General features: G+C 73.4%; 19 protein-coding genes. 8 read left to right on the top strand and 11 right to left on the bottom strand.

Going from position 1 to position 19,687, the window contains the following annotated elements; all coding sequences use genetic code 11:
* Positions 1-76 precede the first annotated feature (76 nt).
* Positions 77-1,906 carry an Hsp70 family protein gene (locus AC6JBM_RS51530; RefSeq protein ID WP_497980826.1) on the top strand — a complete coding sequence of 610 codons (1,830 nt, stop codon included), beginning with the start codon at positions 77-79 and terminating at the stop codon, positions 1,904-1,906.
* 526 nt (positions 1,907-2,432) lie between these two features.
* On the opposite strand, the gene AC6JBM_RS51525 is transcribed toward AC6JBM_RS51530, so the two are convergent.
* On the bottom strand, positions 2,433-4,790 hold the full coding sequence (locus tag AC6JBM_RS51525) for a M28 family peptidase (RefSeq protein WP_497980825.1): 2,358 nt from the start codon (positions 4,788-4,790) through the stop codon (positions 2,433-2,435).
* A 189-nt stretch (positions 4,791-4,979) separates the two neighbouring features.
* Here AC6JBM_RS51525 and AC6JBM_RS51520 point away from each other — a divergent pair, with 189 nt between their 5' ends.
* Positions 4,980-5,360 (top strand): DUF6401 family natural product biosynthesis protein, encoded by a 381-nt coding sequence (locus AC6JBM_RS51520; protein WP_497980824.1) that lies wholly within the window; start codon positions 4,980-4,982, stop codon positions 5,358-5,360.
* Between the two features lie 45 nt (positions 5,361-5,405).
* Here the strand turns inward: AC6JBM_RS51520 and AC6JBM_RS51515 are convergent, their stop codons facing one another.
* From AC6JBM_RS51515 to AC6JBM_RS51505, 3 genes are read right to left on the bottom strand one after another with little or no spacing between them, the layout of a single operon-like run.
* Positions 5,406-5,681, bottom strand: a complete 276-nt coding sequence (locus AC6JBM_RS51515) for a Smr/MutS family protein (protein ID WP_350618703.1) — start codon at positions 5,679-5,681, stop codon at positions 5,406-5,408.
* Entirely contained in the window at positions 5,678-6,094 is a 417-nt protein-coding gene (locus AC6JBM_RS51510) for a rhodanese-like domain-containing protein (protein WP_497986723.1), read from the bottom strand. Before AC6JBM_RS51510 ends, AC6JBM_RS51515 begins: the two co-directional genes overlap by 4 nt.
* Positions 6,088-6,555: a cysteine dioxygenase gene (locus AC6JBM_RS51505; RefSeq protein WP_497980823.1), complete on the bottom strand. Its 468-nt coding sequence runs from the start codon at positions 6,553-6,555 to the stop codon at positions 6,088-6,090. The genes AC6JBM_RS51510 and AC6JBM_RS51505 overlap by 7 nt, the downstream gene beginning before the upstream one ends.
* Positions 6,556-6,909: 354 nt before the next feature.
* Here AC6JBM_RS51505 and AC6JBM_RS51500 point away from each other — a divergent pair, with 354 nt between their 5' ends.
* Together AC6JBM_RS51500 and AC6JBM_RS51495 are read left to right on the top strand one after the other, a co-directional pair.
* Positions 6,910-7,854 carry an ATP-binding cassette domain-containing protein gene (locus tag AC6JBM_RS51500; RefSeq protein WP_350618699.1) on the top strand — a complete coding sequence of 315 codons (945 nt, stop codon included), beginning with the start codon at positions 6,910-6,912 and terminating at the stop codon, positions 7,852-7,854.
* Entirely contained in the window at positions 7,851-8,681 is an 831-nt protein-coding gene (locus AC6JBM_RS51495; protein WP_350618697.1) for an ABC transporter permease, read from the top strand. The genes AC6JBM_RS51500 and AC6JBM_RS51495 overlap by 4 nt, the downstream gene beginning before the upstream one ends.
* 61 nt (positions 8,682-8,742) lie before the next feature.
* On the opposite strand, the gene AC6JBM_RS51490 is transcribed toward AC6JBM_RS51495, so the two are convergent.
* The 3 genes from AC6JBM_RS51490 to AC6JBM_RS51480 form a co-directional block, all read right to left on the bottom strand.
* A complete protein-coding gene (locus AC6JBM_RS51490; protein ID WP_497980822.1) occupies positions 8,743-12,042 on the bottom strand; it encodes an AfsR/SARP family transcriptional regulator in 3,300 nt (1,099 codons plus the stop codon).
* Positions 12,043-12,220: 178 nt separating this feature from the next.
* On the bottom strand, positions 12,221-13,267 hold the full coding sequence (locus AC6JBM_RS51485; RefSeq protein WP_497980821.1) for a S1 family peptidase: 1,047 nt from the start codon (positions 13,265-13,267) through the stop codon (positions 12,221-12,223).
* Between the two features lie 107 nt (positions 13,268-13,374).
* Entirely contained in the window at positions 13,375-14,172 is a 798-nt protein-coding gene (locus AC6JBM_RS51480) for a phosphatase (protein ID WP_497980820.1), read from the bottom strand.
* A gap of 59 nt (positions 14,173-14,231) precedes the next feature.
* Here AC6JBM_RS51480 and AC6JBM_RS51475 point away from each other — a divergent pair, with 59 nt between their 5' ends.
* On the top strand, positions 14,232-14,870 hold the full coding sequence (locus AC6JBM_RS51475; RefSeq protein WP_497980819.1) for a hypothetical protein: 639 nt from the start codon (positions 14,232-14,234) through the stop codon (positions 14,868-14,870).
* Here the strand turns inward: AC6JBM_RS51475 and AC6JBM_RS51470 are convergent.
* Genes AC6JBM_RS51470 through AC6JBM_RS51460 form a run of 3 tightly spaced genes read right to left on the bottom strand, consistent with a single transcriptional unit; the run spans position 14,847 to position 16,612 of the window.
* Complete coding sequence (locus tag AC6JBM_RS51470) at positions 14,847-15,833, bottom strand: winged helix DNA-binding domain-containing protein (protein WP_497980818.1); 987 nt, start codon at positions 15,831-15,833, stop codon at positions 14,847-14,849. The two genes, AC6JBM_RS51475 and AC6JBM_RS51470, sit on opposite strands and share 24 nt — an antisense overlap.
* On the bottom strand, positions 15,830-16,381 hold the full coding sequence (locus tag AC6JBM_RS51465) for a Clp protease N-terminal domain-containing protein (protein WP_497980817.1): 552 nt from the start codon (positions 16,379-16,381) through the stop codon (positions 15,830-15,832). Before AC6JBM_RS51465 ends, AC6JBM_RS51470 begins: the two co-directional genes overlap by 4 nt.
* On the bottom strand, positions 16,382-16,612 hold the full coding sequence (locus AC6JBM_RS51460; RefSeq protein ID WP_350618683.1) for a helix-turn-helix domain-containing protein: 231 nt from the start codon (positions 16,610-16,612) through the stop codon (positions 16,382-16,384). It lies immediately after the preceding gene.
* A gap of 63 nt (positions 16,613-16,675) precedes the next feature.
* Between AC6JBM_RS51460 and AC6JBM_RS51455 the strand changes: the two genes are divergently transcribed.
* The 3 genes from AC6JBM_RS51455 (at position 16,676) to AC6JBM_RS51445 (ending at position 19,185) form a co-directional block, all read left to right on the top strand.
* A complete protein-coding gene (locus AC6JBM_RS51455) occupies positions 16,676-17,695 on the top strand; it encodes an isopenicillin N synthase family dioxygenase (RefSeq protein WP_497980816.1) in 1,020 nt (339 codons plus the stop codon).
* Positions 17,696-17,799: 104 nt separating this feature from the next.
* Complete coding sequence (locus tag AC6JBM_RS51450; protein WP_350618679.1) at positions 17,800-17,925, top strand: hypothetical protein; 126 nt, start codon at positions 17,800-17,802, stop codon at positions 17,923-17,925.
* 54 nt (positions 17,926-17,979) lie between these two features.
* Positions 17,980-19,185, top strand: coding sequence for an LCP family protein (locus AC6JBM_RS51445; RefSeq protein WP_497980815.1), 1,206 nt, complete (start codon positions 17,980-17,982; stop codon positions 19,183-19,185).
* On the opposite strand, the gene AC6JBM_RS51440 is transcribed toward AC6JBM_RS51445, so the two are convergent.
* Positions 19,182-19,652, bottom strand: a complete 471-nt coding sequence (locus AC6JBM_RS51440; protein WP_497980814.1) for a MarR family winged helix-turn-helix transcriptional regulator — start codon at positions 19,650-19,652, stop codon at positions 19,182-19,184. The genes AC6JBM_RS51445 and AC6JBM_RS51440 overlap by 4 nt on opposite strands.
* Between the last annotated feature and the right edge of the window lie 35 nt (positions 19,653-19,687).

Below are 19,687 nucleotides of genomic sequence, written 5' to 3'. Positions count from 1 at the left end.
CGATGCGCCCGTCAAGCGCGGAAACCGGACCCGTTGAGCCGATAACACCCCGCTCACCAGCCCGTATATTGGCTGCGTGGATGCGCGAGGGCACCGGCTCGGGGTCGACTTCGGCACCTCGAACACCGTGGCGATGCTGGCCTGGCCCGACGGGCACGTCCGGCCACTGCTGTTCGACGGGTCGCCGACGCTGCCCTCGTCGGTCTATGCCGACGCGCAGCAGGGCCTGCTCACCGGGCGCGACGCGGTGCACGCGGCGCGGATCAGCCCGGAGCGGTACGAGCCGAATCCCAAGCGACGCATCGACGAACCGGCCGTCCTGCTGGGCGAGCACGAGGTCGCGACCGTGGACCTCATCGCCGCCGTCCTGGCCCGCGTGGCCGGCGAGGCGCGGCGGGTCTCCGGCGGCCCGCTCGGCCCCGCGACCATCACGTGCCCGGCGGCCTGGGCGCAGACCCGCCGCGGCGTGCTGCTCGCCGCCGCGCAGCGCGCCGGGCTCGGGGCCGTCACCCTGGTGCCCGAGCCGGTCGCCGCCGCGCAGGTGTTCTTCTCCATGGGTGGCGCGAAGCCGGGCGGGGCCTTCGTCGTCTACGACCTCGGCGCCGGCACCTTCGACGCGTCCGTGGTCCGCCACGGCGGCGGCACGTTCGACGTGCTGTCCGCCGAGGGCCTGGCCACGTCCGGCGGCCTCGACATCGACGCGGCCATCGTGGGCTTCCTCGGCGCGGTGCACGCCGGCCGCGACCCGCAGGCCTGGCAGCGGGTGACCCACCCCGCGACGAGCGCCGAGCGCCGCTCGCACCGCATGCTCTGGGACGACGTCCGCTCGGCGAAGGAGATGCTCTCCCGCACCTCCTCGACCATGATCCACGTGCCGTCCCTCGAGTCCGACGTCCCGCTCGGCCGCGACCAGTTCGAGCAGCTGGCCCGCCCCATCCTCACCGCGACGGTGACCGCGACCCGCGCGGCCATCGCCGCCGCGGGCCTGACCCCGGCCGAGGTGCAGGGCGTCTTCCTGGTCGGCGGCGGGAGCCGGATTCCGCTGGTCGCGACGCTGCTGCACCAGGCGGTCGGGATCGCGCCGACGGTCGTGGAGCAGCCGGAGCTCGTGGTGGCCCAGGGCGCGGTCGGCGCCTCGGCGAGCTTCACGACCCCCGCGTTCACGCCACCCACGGCCGCACCGCCGGCCACGGCCGCACCGCCGGCCACCGCCCGCGCGGCGGTCCCGGTGGCACCGATCTCCCCGGCCGCCTACTCGGCGGCGGCCCCGGTCTCTCCTGTGTCGCCGATCTCCGCGTCGCCGTTTTCCGCGTCGCCGATCTCGGCGCCCCCGGTTTCCGTGCCCCCGGTTTCCGTGCCCCCGGTTTCCGTGCCCCCGGTGCCCGCCCGCACCCCCGCGCCCCCGCCCGCCCCCGTGCAGCCCCCCAAGAAGAGGCGCACCGGCGTCCTGATCGCCGCGGTGGTGGTCGTGCTGCTGATCCTCGGCGGCGGCGCCTACGGCATCAGCAAGCTCATGAGCGACGGCGGCGACGGTTCCACGTCCGGCTCGGGCTCGGGCCCGAGTTCGGGCTCGGACAACAGCTCCGAGGTCCAGGCGGACATCACCCTCGACAACGTCGACTGGGCGGCGAAGGCCTCGGACTATGACGAGCAGGCGGGCAAGACGGTCGCCTACAACTGCCCGAAGGACGGCTTCATCGGCACGGTGTGGGGCTCCGGCCCCTACACCACGGACTCCTCGGTCTGCACCGCCGCCGTCCACGGCGGCCGTATCTCCCTGCAGGACGGCGGCCGCGTGGTCATCAAGATCGTCCAGGGCCAGGACGAGTACTCGGGCACGCTCCAGCACGGCATCAACACGTCGAGCTACGGTCAGTGGCCCTGGGCCTTCGAGATCATCAGCTGACATGAGCATGGCCGGAGCGCTCTGGCGGGGGCTCGTCACCGGCTTCGCCGCCGTCGTCATCACGCTGGCCGCGATCGTGGGGCCGGCCCGGCTCGCCCTCGCCTTCGCGCAGTGGTGACGATCTACCGGTGCTGCCCGGCCTGGAGCGGGTGCTGGTGATCCTGGCGCTGGCGCCGGTCATCCTCGCCGTTCTGGGCCCGCTGATCGCCCATCTCCTGGGGTTGCCCCGAGCCGTGGCTCTTCGCGATGCCGGCCGCCGGGCTCGTCGTCCTCGCGTGCGTCGGGATCGGCGCCCGCGACCCATCCTGGACCCTGCTGCTAGGGATCACAGCGGTGACGGTGGCCGCGCACAGCCCGATCGCCGTCCATGCCCACGCCGCGAGTTCGGCATGCAGCCGCTCGCCGGGCGCCGTTCGCGACACCGGCGGCCGCCGACGGCACACACCTCACCCCAGGGCCGAGCCCGCCCGTGACGCCCGCGGTCGCCGGCGGCACGGCTTCCCCGCGCGGGCGGGCGGCGGGGCGGTCACAGTGTCTGGGTGGCCGCCACCGCCAGGAGCTCGCTCGAGTGGCTGCCGAAGACGCCCACCGTCGGCGGGCGGGGTGTGAAGCCCGGCAGGCTCGTCAGGCCGTCGCTGCCGTCGACCAGGCGCAGCTTGTACGCGCCGGTGCCGCTCAGCACCAGCGTCACGTCCAGGCCGGCCGGCGGAGGGCCGTGGAAGACGACGCCGAAGCGGTCCTGGTCCTCGATGTACGTCGTGGCGGCCCGGCCCTCGACCGTCGCCGAGACCACGCGGTGGTCGCCGACCTCGCCGTAGAAGGACAGGAAGCGCACGTCGCGCTTGGAGGCGATGCGCAGGTGCAGGGTCCGCCGGTCGCCCGCGGTCTCGTCGGACAGGATCGTCGCCTCGGGGGCCGGCAGGTTCGCGGCCTCGGCCGGGCCGACCGACAGATCGCCCGCGGGCAGGACCGGGAACTGGCGGTTGAGCTGCTGGTGGCCGTGCACGTAGGCGCTGGTCCACGCGCCCGGGGACTGCTCCAGGCTCACCCACTCGGCGGTGCCGGTGTCGCGGTCCAGGGCGTACATGAGGTGCGTCGGCTCCGGATGACCCTCGTCCCAGTTGTCGGCGACCATGCCCGTCGTGGTGCACACGAGCGCGACGACCAGGGCCGCCACCGCCGGGGCCGAGCCGAGGCGGCGGTGCCGGGGCGCGGTCGTCGCGCGGAACAGCGGCTCGACGGCGGGCAGCGCGGCCAGGCCGAGCAGCATCGCGAACAGGGCCGGGGCCGCGCCCGTGGCCAGGCCGAGCGCCGGGAAGAACAGGGCCACCGTGGGCGCCAGCACCAGAGTCGCCACCGCCGCCCCCAGCGTCAGCAGGCCCACCTTCACCAGCGGATGGCGGGCGTACAGCGCCGCAATGCCCGCCACCGACCCCACCAGCGCCGGAACGGCCACCAGGTAGGAGCCGCCGGGAATGGCCGCGGCGAACAGGGCGCCCAGCACCGCCAGCAGCCCGAGCGCGCCCGTGGCCAGCGGGACCGGCCCGATGCGGCGGCGGCTGAGCGCATACCACCCCAGGAGCACGGCCGCCGCCAGCGCGACGACGCCGAAGCGGAACCAGGTCGGCCGGGCCGGGTCCAGCAGCTCGCCGTAGCCGGGCCGGATCGCGACGAGCACCGTCCACAGCAGCTGGGCGGCGACCGCGACGGCGATCAGCGGCACCAGGGCGAGCCCGAGCCCCGCCAGGGTCCTCGGCACAGACGTCAGGCCGCGGCGGCGGGCCAGCAGCGTCAGCGCGGCGACCGCGAGCAGGGCCAGGATCGCCAGCGGCCACGTCAGGGCGGCCGGGTAGCGGACCAGGAGGCCGGCGAACGGGAAATACACGGCGTCGCCGCTCGCGGGCCGCATGAGTGGCGGCAGGTCGGCCCGGCCGAACTCGCGGGCCAGCGCCAGGGCGTTGTCGCCGTGGTGCTGCAGGCTGGCGCGGTTCATGGTGGAGGGCCGGTCGAACGGGCTGTGGTAGACCGAGGAGCCGTCGATGTACGCCGTGTTGAGCCCCGTGAACCGGGTCTGCGCCAGGAACGGGGTGAAGTCGGTGTCGTTGGACAGCAGCCGGTAGACCTCGACGGCCAGGCTCGTGCCGACCGGATGGGGCGTGCGCGCGTAGACGCCGATCAGGTCGGCGTTGCCCTCGGAGGTCTGGAACATCACCGCCGGGCCGCTGCTGCCGCGCGCCTCGAAGTTGAGCACGACCGACTGCCGCTGGCCGAGCGGGTGCCGGCTCACGAACGCCTCGGCGCCGCAGAGGCACGCCTCCTCGGCGTCGGTGAACACGAACACGATGTCGTTGCGCGGCTTCGCCCCGCCGCCCTGGGTGAGCGCCCGCGCCACCTCGAGCAGCGTGCTGGTGCCCGCGCCGTCGTCGTTGGCGCCGAAGCTGACCTGCACCGAGTCGTAGTGGGCCATGAGCACGACCTGCCCGGCGGAGCCGGTCCCGGGCAGCACCGCGACGACGTTGCGCACGTGGGCCATGCCGCCGTCGCCGAACTTGCCCGCGTTGACCCCGACCGTGTCCTGCACCTCGGGCTTGAGCCCGTAGCCGGTCAGCGTGTCGATGATGTACTGCCGCACCCGGTCCGCGGCCGGGCTCCCGGTGACGTGCACCTCCTGCCCCATGCGCCGCACGTGCTCGAACGCCCGCGCCGCGGAGAACTCGTCCGCCGCGATCGAGGCCGGCCGGGCGGAGGGCGGCTGGACGTCGGCGATCCCCAGGGCCGCGACCAGCGCGAGCACCACCAGCACCACGGCCGCGACCACGGGCCGCCGCGGCACCTCCCCGAAGGCCGAAGGCGGTGCGGAAGGGGGTGGGGTTTCGTCGGGCACGGGTCTCGTCCTCCAGGAGCGGTGCAGGGGTGCCCACATTCTGCACGCAGGGTCCGACAGTTTCGCCGGGGCCGTTCAGGTCGAGTGCATAGCGTGATGTCGCCCGAACGGAGTGCTCCGGTTCATGAACGGGTGCCGCTCGGTTGTTGACGGCCAAATCGGCCCGCGGACTGCCTAGCGTCATCGTCCATGAACAACGAACTCACCCCTGCCGCCGCCGTCGAGTTCGACGCCGGCTACCTGGCCACCGCCGAGCTCGACGCCCGCTTCTACCTCGACCAGGTCATGGCCATGGTCGGCGTCGACGGGCTCGTGGAGGCCCTCGCCCAGCCGTTCCTGCTCGCCAAGGTCGACCAGCACGCCGCGGCCGTCCGGGAGAGCCTGACCGCCGCCGGGAAGCGGATCGGGCCGCTGTCGCTGGCCGCGTACGCGCGCTCGGTCATCGCCGTGCACCAGCGCCACGGCCGTCCGCTGCCCACCCCGGAGACCGTCAACTGGGCCGACGCCGACTGGACGGTCCTGCGTCTGGTCGCCGTCTGCCACCTGGCCGACGACGCCGACGCGTTCTGAACCGGCAAACGCCCGTCAGCAAAAACGCCCGTCAGCAGAGCGCCGTCAGCGTCGACGGCCCTGAGACTCGTTCCACCGGAAGTGCACGAACAGCCGCCCGAAGTTGTCCGAGTCCTTCTCCACCCGGTGATACAGCGCCTTGATCTCCCGCTGGTCCAGGAACCGCAGCACCCGCTTCTTGAGCTGCCCGGACCCCTTCCCCGGAATGATCTCGACGAGGGTGGCCCGCTTGGCCACCGCCTCGTCGATGATCCCGCGCAGCGCCTTGTCGATGTCGGTGCCGCGGTTGAAGATGTCGTGGAGATCGAGCTTGAGCTTCACCCCACCAGCGTAGTGCCGGTCACCGGGTGCCCCGCCGCCTTCCAGGCCTGGAAGCCGCCGTCCAGGTCGGTCGCCCGGTGCAGCCCCAGGTCCTGCAGGGCCGCCGCGGCCAGCGACGACGTGTAGCCCTCGGAGCAGAACACGACCACCGGCAGGTCGTAGCGGTCGGCAATGTCCAGCCGCGCGTCGCTGCGCGGGTCGAACCGCCATTCGAGCACGTTGCGCTCGATGATCAGCGCCCCCGGGATCTCGCCCTCGCGGGCGCGCTGCGCGGCCGGGCGGATGTCCACCAGTACGGCACCCTCGGCGAACGCCAGCCGAGCCTGATCGGCGTCGAGTCGGTCGAGGCGGGAGCGGGCCTCGGCGAGGATCACGTCGATCCCGCGACCGGCGGCGACGGCCGCGCTCACCAGTCGGCCCCGGCGCTCGTCACGGACTCGACGGACAGGCGGCCGTCGTGCAGGCGGTAGCGGGTCATGGCGGCGAGCGCCGGGCCGTACGCGTGCACGGTCACGGCCGGCTTGTCGCCCGCGTTCACGATGCGGTGCACGAAGTGCGCGCCGAAGCGGTGCCCCTCCCCCGGCCCGTACGCGGAGCTCACGAGCCGGCCGCCCTGCACCGTCTGCTCGACGACCTCGCCGGAGACGACGGTGAACGCGCCGGCCGAGCCGCCGTGGTCGTGCAGGTCGGTGCCCTGGCCCGGCAGCCAGGTCAGCAGCCAGACCTCGTGGTCGCCGGCGACGGCGAGGCGGCCGTACCAGCGCTGCACGGGATCGAAGCGGGGCGCGAAGGCCCACTCGTCCGGGTCGGCGGCGTGGCCCTGGGCGATCGACAGGAGATCGGTCGCGCGGGCGACCGTGGTGACGACAGGCATGCGGTTCTCCAGTAATCGGACGTACTAGATAGGAATTAAAGCAGACGTCGAGCCCTCGTGGCCGCAGCCGCGGGCGGCAATGACCGGAACGGGTGGGGCCTTCCGCGAGCGGGGCTCTAGCGGGAACAGCGGGCGCCGGCGTGCCGAACGAGGTCAATGACCAGTCGTCGGGTCAACAGCGCCATACTGCCGATGGTGCCGACGGCGCCAGGCGAGCGTCAACCGATGTCCAACATACGGGAATCGCGTGATATTCGGCGCTGTCAGCGAATGTCAGGCGAATGTGCGCGGTTTGACAGCGTCCCGGTGCACGCTGCACGGGTCAGACGAGACATTCCACAGGGGGAACGAGTCATGAGTCTCGCTTTCCAGGCAACCGGCCTGGTCAAGCGCTTCGGCAAGACCACCGCGCTGGCCGGGGTGGACCTGGCCGCGGAGTCCGGGACGGTGCTGGGAGTCCTCGGGCCCAACGGCGCCGGGAAGACCACCGCGGTGCGCATCCTGGCCACGCTGCTGCGCCCGGACGCGGGCCGGGCGGTCGTCGGCGGGTACGACGTGCAGCGCAACCCGGCCCAGGTGCGCCGCATCAGCGGCCTGACCGGCCAGTTCGCCTCGGTCGACGAGGACCTGACCGGCACCGAGAACCTTGTCATGATCGGGCAGCTGCTCGACCTGCGGGCCAAGGAGGCCAAGGCGCGGGCGAAGAGTCTGCTGGCCGAGTTCGACCTCAGCGAGGCGGCGGACCGGCCGGCCAAGACGTACTCGGGCGGCATGCGGCGGCGCCTCGACCTCGCCGCGAGCCTGGTCGGACGGCCGGCGATCGTGTACCTCGACGAGCCCACGACCGGCCTGGACCCGGCCAAGCGCGAGGACGTCTGGAACATGGTGCGCGCCCAGGTGCGGGAGGGCACGACGGTACTGCTGACGACGCAGTACCTCGAGGAGGCCGACGCGCTCGCCGACGAGATCTCCGTGATCAACCACGGCAAGGTCATCGCCCACGGCACGCCCGCGCAGCTCAAGCACATCGTGGGCGGCCAGACCATCAGCGTCCGCCCGGCCGACCCGGCGCACCTGGACACGGTGTCGACGATCCTCGCCACCGTGTCGGGCAACCAGCCGGAGTCGCACGGGCGCGGGGTGCTCTCGGTGCCGGTCGCCGACGACAGTGCCATGACGGCGGTGGTACGGCGGCTGGACGAGGCCGGCATCGGCGTCATCGAGCTGTCGCTGCACCTGCCCAGCCTCGACGAGGTCTTCTTCACACTCACCCGCGAGCGGCAGGAGGTGGCGGCGTGACGACCACGACCACGCAGGCGAAGTCCGGCGAGGACACCCCGTTCATCGCGGCCGTCCCGGCGCGCCCGTTCGGCCTCGTGCGGCACAGCCTGGTGATGGCCCGCCGCAGCCTGATCAAGACGATGCGCCAGCCGGAGCAGCTGCTGGACGTCACCCTGCAGCCGATCATCTTCATCGTCCTGTTCGTGTACCTCCTCGGCGGCGCCATCGCCGGCGACCGCCACGAGTACATGCAGTTCCTGCTGCCGGCGCTCATGGTGCAGAACGTGCTCTTCGCGTCGGCGCCCACGGGCGTGAGCCTCAACACCGACATCAAGACGGGCGTCTTCGACCGCTTCCGGAGCCTGCCCATCGGCCGCTCGGCCCCGCTCATCGGCGGCGTCATCGGCGACATGATCCGCTTCGTGGTGTCGATCGGGGTGATGATCGGGGTCGGCTACCTGCTCGGTTTCCGGATCACCACCTCGTTCCCCGAGGCGCTCGCCGCCTGCCTGCTCGTCATGTTCATGGCGTTCTGCTTCAGCTGGATGTTCGTCCTGCTGGGCATGATCGTGCGCGAGCCCGGCGCGGTGCAGGGCCTCGGCTTCGTGATCATGTTCCCGCTGACCTTCGGGACGAACGTGCTCGTGCCGACCGACACGCTGCCGGGCTGGCTGCAGGCGTGGGTGAAGGTCAATCCGGTCGCGGACGCCATGCAGGCGGCCCGCGGGCTGATGGTCGGGCAGGGCGCCGTGGCCGGACCGGTCGTCAAGACGCTGATCTGGTCCGTGGCGATTCTGGCGGTGTTCGCGCCGCTGGCGGTGCGCGCCTACCGCCGCAAGGCGTAGCCGGGTGCCGTAGTCGGCTGCTTCGGCCCGCGGCGGGGGTATGCCGCGGGCCGAGGCCGTGTCAGGCCGGCAGCGACCCGGGATCGACCAGCGCCAGGGCCTCGGCCCGGGGCATGCTCAGGCCGCCGGCCACGGCCGCCTCGAACGCGTCGTCGCCCAGCGCCGCACGCAGTGCCGCCAGGCGGGCGGTCCAGTCCGCGTTGGACGCGTCGCGGGTGCCGGCCAGCCGCTGCGCGGCGCCCAGCGTCGCCGCGGCGCGTGCGGGGTCGCCGCAGGCCTGCGCCAGGCCGGCCACGCCGATCGCGACCTTGCCGATCACGGGCATGTCGTGGGCACCGAGCGCGAGCCGCATCGCCTCGGCGAGGCGGGCACGGGCCAGGCCGGGTTCCCCGCGGGCGAGGTCGATCTCGGCCCGGGCGGTGATGACGATGGCCTTGTACTGCGGTGCCACCAGCGGCAATCCCACCTGCAGCCGCCAGGCCTCCTGGTAGAGCCGCTCCGCCTCGGCCAGGTCGCCCTCGGCGCGGGCCAGGTGCCCCAGCTCCAGCATCGCGTGGGACACGTCGCGGGCCGGCTGGCCGGCGTCCTCGACGAAGTCGCACAGCCGGGCCCGGGCCACCTCCAGCCCCTCGGTGTGCCGGTGCAGGGCCGCGCGGCTGACGAGCAGGTAGGCCTCGCTGGAGCGGATGCCGAGGCGGCGGTGCAGCTCGATCGACTCCTCGAAGTGCGCGGCGGCGGCGGCGAAGTCGCCGCGGCGGGTGCGCGCGTCGGCCAGCGAGGCCAGCGTCATCGCCAGGCCCCAGCGCTCGCCGATCTCGCGGAACGCGGCCGCGGAGGCGGTGAGCTCGTGCAGCATGCCGTCGATGTCGCCGTCGTTCTCGCGCAGGTGGCCGAGCACCGAGTGCAGCATGCCGCGCGCCCACGGGTCGACCGGGCGGGCGAGGCGGGAGCGCACGAGCGCGGTGCCGTGCTCGCTGTCGTCGCGGAACAGCGACACCACCGGCGCGACGAGCTCGACGAACGGGTGCCCGCCGGGCGGCACCGCCAAGGACTCGGCGATCAGGTCGTCCAGCTCCGCCCGGTCGAACTGGAAGTCCCCCGCGAAGCCGCTGTTGACCAGGTGCATCGAGCGCACCACGAGCCGCAGGTCGGCCGGCACCGCGCCGGGGTCGCGCTCCCCCGCCGCGAGGATCCGCCGCAGCCACAGCGCCGACTCCGCGTGGTTGTCCTCGAACGTCCAGAACCACCCGCTGGCCGCCCCGAGCCGGAACGCGCGGGCCGTGTCGCGCGACTCGCACAGGTATCCGACGGCGGCGTGCACATTGTCCTGCTCCGGCCGCAGCCGATCGAGCCACTCGAGCTGCGCGCCGGTGCGCAGGTGCGGCTCGGCCCGCTCCATCAGCTCCAGGAAGTAGCGGGCGTGCTCGGACCGCACCGCCTCGGCGGTGCCCCGCCGCCCGAGCTCCTCGAGCGCGAACTCGCGGATCGTCTCGAGCATGCGATACCGCAGGGGGCCGGTGCCGGGCGCGATCTGCAGCAGCGACCGGTCGACGAGCGCGTGCAACAGGTCCTCGGGCCCGGCACCGGCACCGGGATCCAGGGCGGCGCTGACGGCCGCGGCCGCGTCGGCGTCGAAGGTCGCCGGGAACACCGCCACCGCCTCGGCGAAGGTGCGCTCCTCCTCGCCCAGCAGGTCCCAGCTCCAGGCGACCACGGCGTGCAGGGTGCGGTGGCGGGGCAGGGCGGTGCGGCTGCCGCCGGTGAGCAGGCGGAAGCGGTCGTCCAGGCGGGCCGCGACCTGCAGCGGGGTGAAGGAGCGCAGCCGGGCCGCGGCCAGCTCGATGGCCAGGGGCAGCCCGTCCAGCCGGCGGCAGATCTCGACGACGGCGGCCGCGTTGCCCGGCGTCACCTCGAAGCCGGGGCGCACCGCCGCCGCCCGGTCGCGCAGGAGTTGCACGGCCGGGGACGCCGCCGCCGACTCCGGGGTGGCCGCGGCCGGCAGGGGCAGCGGGCCGACCGGGAAGAGGGTCTCGCCGAGGATGCCCAGTGGCTCACGGCTGGTGGCCAGGATGCGCAGCTTCGGGCAGCGACCCAGCAGCTCCTCGCTCAGGGCCGCGGCGGCGTCGATGACGTGCTCGCAGTTGTCGAGGACGAGCAGGACCCCGGGCAGGGCCAGCGACTCGGCGAGCTGGTCGACGATGTCGCCGCGGCGGGGGCGGCGGGCCGCCTCCGGCTGGACCAGCCCTCCGGCGGCCAGGGTGCGCAGGATCACCACCGGCACCTCGGCGGCCTCGGCGACCGGGGCCAGCTCGACCAGCCAGGCGCCGTCGGGCAGCTGCCGGGCCAGCTCGCCGGCGACCGTGGTGGCGAGACGCGTCTTGCCCGCGCCGCCGGGGCCGACCAGCGTGACGAGGCGGCTGTCGGCGACCTGGGCGGCGAGCCGTTCCACCTCGCCGGTGCGGCCGACGAAGCTGGTCAGGGCCGCGCGCAGGTTGCCGCCGCGGGCCGGGCGGGCGCCGTCGCGCAGGACGGCGACGTGGGCGTCGCGCAGCTCGGGCGACGGGTCGGCGCCGAGCTGGTCGGCGAGGCGGGCGCGGCAGTCCTCGAACGCGGCCAGGGCCTCGGCCGGGCGGCCGTCGGCGTGCAGTGCCCGCACCAGCAGGGCGACGAGCCGCTCGCGCAGCGGGTGGGCGACGACGAGCTCCTGCAGCCAGGCGATGACGGCGGCGCGGCCGCTCACGTCCGGGCCGGGGTCGCCGGACGCCGGGTGACCAGGCGCCCCGAAATCCGAATCCACGGGGTCGGAACCCGCGGATTCGGAATCCGCGGAGTAGGGAGACGCCGGGTCGGGGGATGCGAAGCCGGAGGCCTCGACGAGGTCCTCGGTCGCGGTCAGCCGCAGCTCCGCCCAGCGGGCCGTGACCGCGTCGGTCTCGCCGGGGCCGAGGTCGGCCAGGGCCGGGCCGCGCCACAGGGCGAGGGCCTCGCGCAGCAGCCGGGTGGCGGCCGCCCGCTCGTCGGCCCGCAGCGCCCGGCGGCCCTCGGCGACGAGCCGCTCGAAGCGCACGGCGTCGACGGCGGTGGGGTCGACGCCGAGCCGATATCCGCGCGGGCCCGACTCCAGCTCCGCCGGGTTGCCCAGGGCCTTGCGCAGCCGGGAGACCAGCGACTGCACGGCGTTGGCGGGGTCGGCCGGCACCGGGCCGTCCGGCCACAGGGCCTCGACCAGCCGCTCGACGCTCACGAACCGGCCCGGCTCCAGGGCCAGGCGGGCGAGCAGGGTGCGCAGCCGGGCCCCGCCGACCTCGACCGGCCGGCCGTCGATCTCGACCGACAGCGGCCCGAGCACCCCCACGCGCATGCCCTAACTGTGCCATCCGGGTACGACAAAGAACGCGCCGCGAGATCCGGTCAAGAGCGACGAATGGCCCGTCGGGCGAAAAATGCGGATATGTCGTGGCGCGAAGCGCCCGACATATCAACCGGCGAGCAGAAAGCGGGGCCGGGCGAATCGCGCCCGGCCCCGCAAGAAGACCACGTCAGTAGATGCTCACGCCGTACACGCTGAGCGGCTCGGTGACCGGCTGGAAGTACGTCACCCCGCCGCTGGTGCAGTTGCCACTGCCCCCCGACGTCAGACCGATCGCCTTGGTCCCGTCGAACAGCGAGCCGCCCGAGTCGCCCGGCTCCGCGCACACCGTGGTGCGGATGAGGCCCGAGACCCGGCCCTCGGAGTACGTGACGGTCGCGTTGAGCTGCGTGACCGAGCCGCTGCGCACGCCGGTCGTGCTGCCGCTGCGGCGCACCGACTCGCCCACGAACGCGTTGGCCGCGGTGGTGATCTCCTGGTAGGAGCTGCCGCCGAGCGACACGTTGCCCGCGTGGGTCACGCCCGCGGCGTACTTCACGATGCCGTAGTCGTTGCCCGGGAAGCTCGTGCCGGAGCGCGTGCCGAGCACCGACCCGCTGCTGGTGGTCCACGTCGCGCCGATGTTCGTGCAGTGCCCGGCGGTGAGGAAGTAGTACGTGCTGCCGCTGACCACGTTGAAGCCGAGCGAGCAGCGGGCGCCGCCGGTGTAGATGGCCTGGCCGCCCGAGATGGTCGGCTTCAGCGCGGCGCCGAGGCGCTCGATGCGCGCGCCGCTGCCGAGGCTCGCCACGAGGGTCTCGAGGGTCTTGACGTGCTCGGCCGGGACGGTCGGGTCGATCGACACGATGACCTGGTTGGCGACCGGGTCGACGGCCCAGGCGGTGCCGGGGATCGAGGCCTTGGCGTCGAGCGTCGAGGTGATCTTCGCCAGCGCGGCCCCGCTGTGCGTGACCTTGCGCGCCACGGCGCCGCTCGCCTCGACGGTCGCCGCGGTCGACGCGTCGGTGACCGTGACGACCATCTTGCCGAGGCCGGCGTCGTAGTAGGAGCCCGCGGTCCGGGTGCCCAGCTGGGCGACCAGGGCATCGGTCGACTTCGCGGCGAGCGCCGTCTGGTCGGCGGCCGCGAGGGCAGCGGACGGCGTGATCACGGCACCGGCGGCCAGACCGGCGGCGATCGCCGCGAGCAGCCTGGATGAGGTCTTGGTGGGTCTCACGTGAGCCTCCCCTATATCGGAGCCGATAAATATCGGCCGCGACCGATGCTTTCATCGGGAAGGAACCCACACAAGATTCACGGGCGATTTACCTCATAGCACCCGAGTCATACTTTTACGCCGATGATCCCGTCGAGCAGGAACTCGCTCACGGGCCAGTAGTGGTACGGCTGGACGTTGTCGTCGATGGGCACGGTGACCGCGACGCGGCCCTCGGCCTCGCCGACGAACAGCGCCGGGTCGTTGCTGTCGGCGAACGACACCACCTCGAGCCCGGCCGCGGCGGCCGCCCCGGCGAACCCGTGATCGGCGACGACGAGGTCCGGGGGCGCCTCACCGAGCCGGTCGAGCTCGGCCAGCATGGCCCGCATGCCGTCCGGCGAGTGGGTGTGCCACAGCGCGATCCCGCGCTCCGCGGCGACGGCGACCCCGCCGATGTACCGCACCGCCAGCGGCAGCTCCCGCCCCATGTAGTGCCCCGGCGACGCGAACGGCGCGCCCGGCGCCGGCTGCAGCAGCTCGCATCCGGCCGCCCGCAGCGCCGCCGCGACGGCCAGGTGGACCTCGATGATCCCGGCCGGGTGCCCGGTCGCGACGATCACGCGCTCCCGCCGCTGCGCGGCCTGGCGCAGCCGGTCCCGCATGCGCTCGAGCGCGCGGGCGGTCTTGTGCGGATCGATGACATCGGTGCCGGTCGAGCGCTCGGGGTCGGGGTCGATGCCCACCCGCTCGGCCATGACCGCGAGGACCTCGGCGAGGGTCCACGCCTTGAGCGGGGGGAGACCGAAGAGATAGCCCTCGCGGCCCTCGGCGAAGGCGGCCGCGTTGCCGTGGTTGGAGTCGCGCGTGGTCTCGACATCGCCGGCGAGCAGGGCCTCGCGAAGATGATTCACAAGCTCAGGCATATGAACCATCCTAGGTACGGGGCCGTACATCAACGAGAAAAGCGGCTTAAGGTCACAGCATGGCCGAGATCTACCTCGAGACGGGCAGGAAGAAGGTCTTCGCCGGGAGCCTCGAATGGCCCGGCTGGGGACGCTTCGGCAAGAGCGAGCAGGACGCGATCGAGGCACTGCGCGCGTACGGCGCCCGCTACGCCCCCATCGCCACCGCCGCCGGGTTCAGGTTCCCCGCGGCCCCGCGGCTCAGCGTGGCCGAGCGGGTGCCGGGCACGGCGACGACCGAGTTCGGCGCGCCCGACGGCCGGCCCGAGGCCGACGGCCGGGCGGTCACCGCGGCGGTCGCGGCCCGCCACACCAAGCTGCTGCGCGCCGCTTGGGAGGCCTTCGACGCGTACTCCGCCGAGGCCCCCGAGGAGCTGCGCAAGGGCCCGCGGGGCGGCGGCCGCGACCGGGACAAGATGGTCGGGCACGTGCACGACTCCGAGGCCGCGTACGCCCGCAAGATCGGCGTCAAGCTCAAGCCGGCCGAGCTGGAGGGGCTGCGCGACGCCGTCATCGAGGTCCTGGGCACCCCCAGCGACGGCGGGCCGCTCACCGGGAACGGGTGGACGGCCCGGTACGCCGCCCGCCGCTTCGTCTGGCACGTGCTGGACCACCTGTGGGAGATGCAGGACCGCTCAGGCGTGGAAGCCGCTCAGTAGCTCGGCCTCGGCCTCCACCTCGCGCGCGACGCGGGCCGGCAGCGGTACGAACGGATCCCACACGACCCGGGAGCCGGACAGCTTCCAGGTCCCCGCGACCTGCCCGTCGACCAGGAACGTCCCGATCGACTGGGGCATCCGCATGTGGAAGATCTTCGAGCGGTGCTCCTCCGGCAGGATCAGCGTCCGCCGCGCGTGCACGAGCAGCGCGGCGTCCCAGGTCGGCAGGAACCGTACCGGTGCCGGGGTTTCGGGATCGGGCAGCGGCGCATCCGGCAGGTCGACCAGCTCGCGGCCCCGCTCGTCGGTGAACCGGCGCAGCTCGAGCCGGCCGAGCACGGCGGTGATCGCGTCGGCGGACAGCCCGGCCCAGGTCGCGATCTCGGTGCGGTGGGCGGGGCCGAACGCGCCGAGGTAGCGGCGCACCAGGTGCTCGCGGGCCTCCGCCTCGCCGATCGCGGACGGGCCGATCCAGTCCTCGGCCAGGCCGTAGACGTCGGCCCGGCGCCGTGCCCAGGTGCCCGACGGCGGCACCCGGACCAGGTCGAGCCACAGGTGGATGAACTTGCGCACGCCCGGCCCGAGATCGGTGCGCCGCAGCGGGCCGCGGGCCAGGAGCCGGGCCGCCTCGGCAAGGTCGTCGCGCAGCGCCGGGTCGACCGGGTAGCGGGTCTCGCGCACGGCCTCCACGAGGGGCCAGAAGTCGGCCCGCGACACGAGGTGGATCGTCCCCCTCAGGACGGTGGCCTGGACCACCGCGCGCTCCTCCAGCAAACGCGTCACGGTCGAGCGTTCCAGGTCCGCGACCCGGGTCCACAGGCCGATGTACATCGAGGGCGCATACTGCGCCTGCAGCCCGCCCATCCGCTCCAGCGCGTCCGGCACCGCCAGCGCGGCCCGCTCCAGCAGCAGCTGCCGGGCCAGCAGCGCGCGGTTCAGCGCGCGCGTGGTGAGCACCGTCATGCGGCGTCGCGCAGGGCGGCCCGGACGAGGTCGAGGGCGCCGTCGTAGGACAACCCGCGCTCCCGCAGCAGCCGCCCCCCGCTGCCCCGCTCCTCCTTGAGCACGCCGAGCAGGATGTGCTCGGTGCCGATGTAGTTGTGCTTCAGCGACAGCGCCACCCGCAGCGACAGCTCCAGGGTCTTCTTCGCCCCGTTGTTGAACCGGGTCGGCAGCTTCGAGCGGCGGAACAGGAAGCCGCCCCGCTCGGCCGGCTCGGCCCGCTCCAGGGCGCCCGGCCCGAAGCGCCGCTCGACGCTGGCCCGCACCGCGGCGAGGTCGATGCCGATCGAGCGCAGCGCGGCCGCGTCGTCCCCGGCCGCGACCGCCGCGCGCACCTCGGCGCGGACGATCCCGGCCCCGTCGAGCACGCGGCGGGCGATCCCGCCCTCCTCGGCGAGCAGCGCCAGCACCAGGTGCTCGGTGCCGATCACCGGGTGGCCCAGGTCGTCGGCCTCGGTCTTGGCCAGGTGCACCACGGTGCGGGCCCGGTCGGTGAACCGCTCGAACATCTACCCCTCCTGCCTCGGCACGGCCCGGCCGGCGTGCTTCTTGTGCACCGCCTGGCGCGTCACGTCCAGCGCGTCGGCGATCTCCTGCCACGACCAGCCCTGCCGGCGCGCGTTGTCGACCTGCAGCACCTCGAGCGCGTCGGCGAGGCGCCGCAGTGCGACCGCCGCCCGCAGCCCGATGCGCGGGTCGGCGCTTGCCGCCGCCTCCGCGAGGTCATTGGCCTCCGTCATGCGTCAACACTAGTTGACGATACTCCCGATCGTCAACCGGAGTTGACACCTAGCCTCGACCGGGTGAGCACACTTCCGGTCATCGACATCACCGGCCTGGCCCGCGACGGCCGGGACGAGCGCGCCGCCCGCGAGATCGAGGCGGCCTGCCGGGCCAGCGGCTTCTTCTACGTCTCCGGCCACGGCGTGGACCCGGGCCTCATCGCGCGGCTCGACGCGGCCGCGCGGACCTTCTTCGCCCTGCCCGAGGCCGAGAAGCTCGAGATCGCCATGGCCCGCGGCGGCCGGGCCTGGCGCGGGTTCTTCCCGGTCGGCGCCGAGCTGACCTCCGGGGTGCCGGACCGCAAGGAGGGCCTGTACTTCGGCACCGAGCTCGGCCCCGACGCCCCCCAGGTGCGGGCCCGGCTGCCGCTGCACGGCGCGAACCTGTTCCCGGCCCGGGTGCCCGAGCTGCGCGAGACGGTGCTGCGCTACATCGACGCGCTCACGGGCACCGCCCAGGCCGTGCTGCGCGGGGTGGCCCAGAGCCTCGGCCTGGACGCGGAGTACTTCGCGACCGGGTACACCGCGGACCCCACGGTGCTGTTCCGCATCTTCCACTACCCGCCCAGCCCGCCCGGCAGCTCCGACTGGGGCGTCGGCGAGCACACCGACTACGGGCTGCTCACGCTCCTGCTGCAGGACGACAACGGCGGCCTGCAGGTGCGGCGCCCGGACGCGGACGGCTGGATCGACGCGCCGCCGATCCCGGGCACGTTCGTGTGCAACATCGGCGACATGCTCGACCGGATGACCGGCGGCTGGTACCGCTCCACGCCCCACCGCGTGCGCAACACCAGCGGCAACGAGCGCCTGTCGTTTCCGTTCTTCTTCGACCCGGACTTCACCGCCGAGGTCCCCCCGCTGCCGGGCCGCACCGCGACGGGCGACTCCCGCCGGTGGGACGGCCAGGATCTGCGCGCATTTACCGGCACCTACGGCGATTATCTGGTGCGAAAGGTGGGCAAGGTGTTCCCGGAGCTGATCGCGGACGTCAACGAGGACGGCCGGACACCGTCACCCCGGCCGGGGTGGATCGGTTGAACCCCGAGGAAGCGTTCCACGAGGTCAGTGGCACGTTCCCGGGAGCAAACCTGTCCGCGGTGTTCGTAGCGTAGGAGTCACCCCACCGCAGCCAGGAGGCGACGATGACCACCCCCACCCCCACCACGACCCGCAAGCTGACCCGCTTCGACGCCGAGCAGGGCATGTTGATCTTCCTTGCCGCGCTCGTCCTCGTCGTCGTGACCGCGGTGATCGCCGTCGGCGGCTGACCGAGCCGCCGGCGGTGACCGCCGGGGCGAACTCGGACAGGAGCCGACGAGCGCGTGCTGCAACTCGAAGAGCCTCCGACCGAGGAACGACCGAAGCCCCGCAAGCCCGCGAGCCGCCTGCGCCGCACCCGCCGCGACCCCCGATGGGCCCGCTCGCTGCTGGTGACCGGCGCGGTCCTGATGCTGCTGGCCGGCAGCGCCGTCGTCGCCAAGGACCTGCTGATCGGCTACGTCACCGGCAACGTGCGGCAGGACGACCTCATCGTCCCCCCGGCCGGGCAGGAGGGCCGCCACGCCACCATCAGCGGGGCGAAGACCATCCTGCTGGTCGGCACCGACACCCGCCCCGACCAGGACCCCACGGAGGCGGTCCGGTCCGACTCGATCATCGTCGTGCACATCCCCGCCGACCACCGCTCGGCCTACCTCATCTCGATCCCCCGCGACACGTGGGTGAGGATCCCCGAGTTCACGAACGGCCGGTCGAAGTACTACGGCGGCCACGACAAGATCAACGCCGCGTTCGCCGTCGGTGGCCTGAAGCTCACCGGCCGCGACCAGCGCCGGTACGGCATGACACTGCTGGCCCGCACCCTCGAGGAGAACTGGGGCCTCACCTTCGACGCCGCCGCGATCGTCGACTTCGCCGGCTTCACCAAGGTCGTCCAGGTGCTGGGCGGGGTGGACATGTACGTCGACCAGGAGACCCGCTCGGTGCACATCGGGCACGACGCCAAGGGCGAGACCAGGGTCCCCTACGTCCAGCGGTTCAACGCCTCCGGCGGCACCGACCTCATCCCGGTCCCCGGCGTCACCCCGCAGACCTACCACGTCGGCTACCAGCATCTGGAGCCGTGGCAGGCGCTGGACTACGTGCGCCAGCGCGACACGCTGCCGCACAGCGACTACGACCGCCAGCGCCACCAGCAGCAGTTCATCAAGGCGCTGTTCCGCGGGATCGCCAGCCGCGACACGCTCACCGACCCGGCGAAGCTCAAGCAGGTCCTCGACGTGGCCGGGCGGTCCATGACCATCGACTCGGGCGGCATCGACCTGCAGGACTGGATCTTCGCGATGCAGGGCATCGGCGGCGACAACCTGCTCACCGTGAAGACGAACAACGGCACCTTCCACGAGTCGGCGCAGCAGCCCGGGGCCGAGGCCCTCGACGACACCACCCTGGCCCTGCTCGAGGCCGTGCGCTCGGACACCGTGCAGACGTTCCTCGCGGCCCGCACCGATCTGGTCAGCAGCAGCTAGACGCGCGAGCGCAGGTGCTCCACGACGGTGTCGGCGACCTCGCCCAGCACCCGGATCTGCTCCTCGGTCAGCAGGTCGATCAGGTGCTCGCGGACCGCGGCCACGTGCCCGGGCGCGGCCGCCCGCAGGGTCGCCATCCCGGCGTCGGTGAGCACGATGAAGGCGCCGCGGCCGTCGGAGGGGCACTCCTTGCGGGTGACCAGGCCGCGCTGCTGCATGCGGGTCACGTGGTGGGAGAGGCGGCTCTTGGACCACAGCATCCGCTCGGCCATCTCGCTGAGCCGGATGCGCCGGTCCTCGGCGGCGGACAGGCTGCTCAGCACGTCGTAGTCGGGCTCGGAGAGCCCCTGGTTGGCCGCGAGCTCGCGGGAGATCTGCAGGTCGAGCAGCGCCTTCATCCGCCGGTACCCGATCCAGGCCCGGAACTCGTCCTCGTCCAGCCAGCGGGGGACGCCAGTGTCTGCCACGTCTCACAGTGTAGTCGTTGACGTGTCACCTAACC

This window comes from Dactylosporangium thailandense, from assembly GCF_059739745.1.
The sequence above is the reverse complement of the archived record's forward strand: the minus strand, read 5'-3'. Positions and strand labels throughout refer to the sequence as shown.

Excerpts from the sequence above, each read along its gene's own strand:
- AC6JBM_RS51500 (WP_350618699.1), top strand. The coding sequence starts at position 6,910 with ATGAGTCTCGCTTTCCAGGCAACCGGCCTGGTCAAGCGCTTCGGCAAG.
- AC6JBM_RS51475 (WP_497980819.1), top strand. The coding sequence starts at position 14,232 with ATGGCCGAGATCTACCTCGAGACGGGCAGGAAGAAGGTCTTCGCCGGG.
- AC6JBM_RS51505 (WP_497980823.1), bottom strand. The coding sequence starts at position 6,555 with ATGCCTGTCGTCACCACGGTCGCCCGCGCGACCGATCTCCTGTCGATC.
- AC6JBM_RS51460 (WP_350618683.1), bottom strand. The coding sequence starts at position 16,612 with ATGACGGAGGCCAATGACCTCGCGGAGGCGGCGGCAAGCGCCGACCCG.
- AC6JBM_RS51465 (WP_497980817.1), bottom strand. The coding sequence starts at position 16,381 with ATGTTCGAGCGGTTCACCGACCGGGCCCGCACCGTGGTGCACCTGGCC.
- AC6JBM_RS51480 (WP_497980820.1), bottom strand. The coding sequence starts at position 14,172 with ATGCCTGAGCTTGTGAATCATCTTCGCGAGGCCCTGCTCGCCGGCGAT.
- AC6JBM_RS51490 (WP_497980822.1), bottom strand. The coding sequence starts at position 12,042 with ATGCGCGTGGGGGTGCTCGGGCCGCTGTCGGTCGAGATCGACGGCCGG.
- AC6JBM_RS51450 (WP_350618679.1), top strand. The coding sequence starts at position 17,800 with ATGACCACCCCCACCCCCACCACGACCCGCAAGCTGACCCGCTTCGAC.
- AC6JBM_RS51520 (WP_497980824.1), top strand. The coding sequence starts at position 4,980 with ATGAACAACGAACTCACCCCTGCCGCCGCCGTCGAGTTCGACGCCGGC.
- AC6JBM_RS51470 (WP_497980818.1), bottom strand. The coding sequence starts at position 15,833 with ATGACGGTGCTCACCACGCGCGCGCTGAACCGCGCGCTGCTGGCCCGG.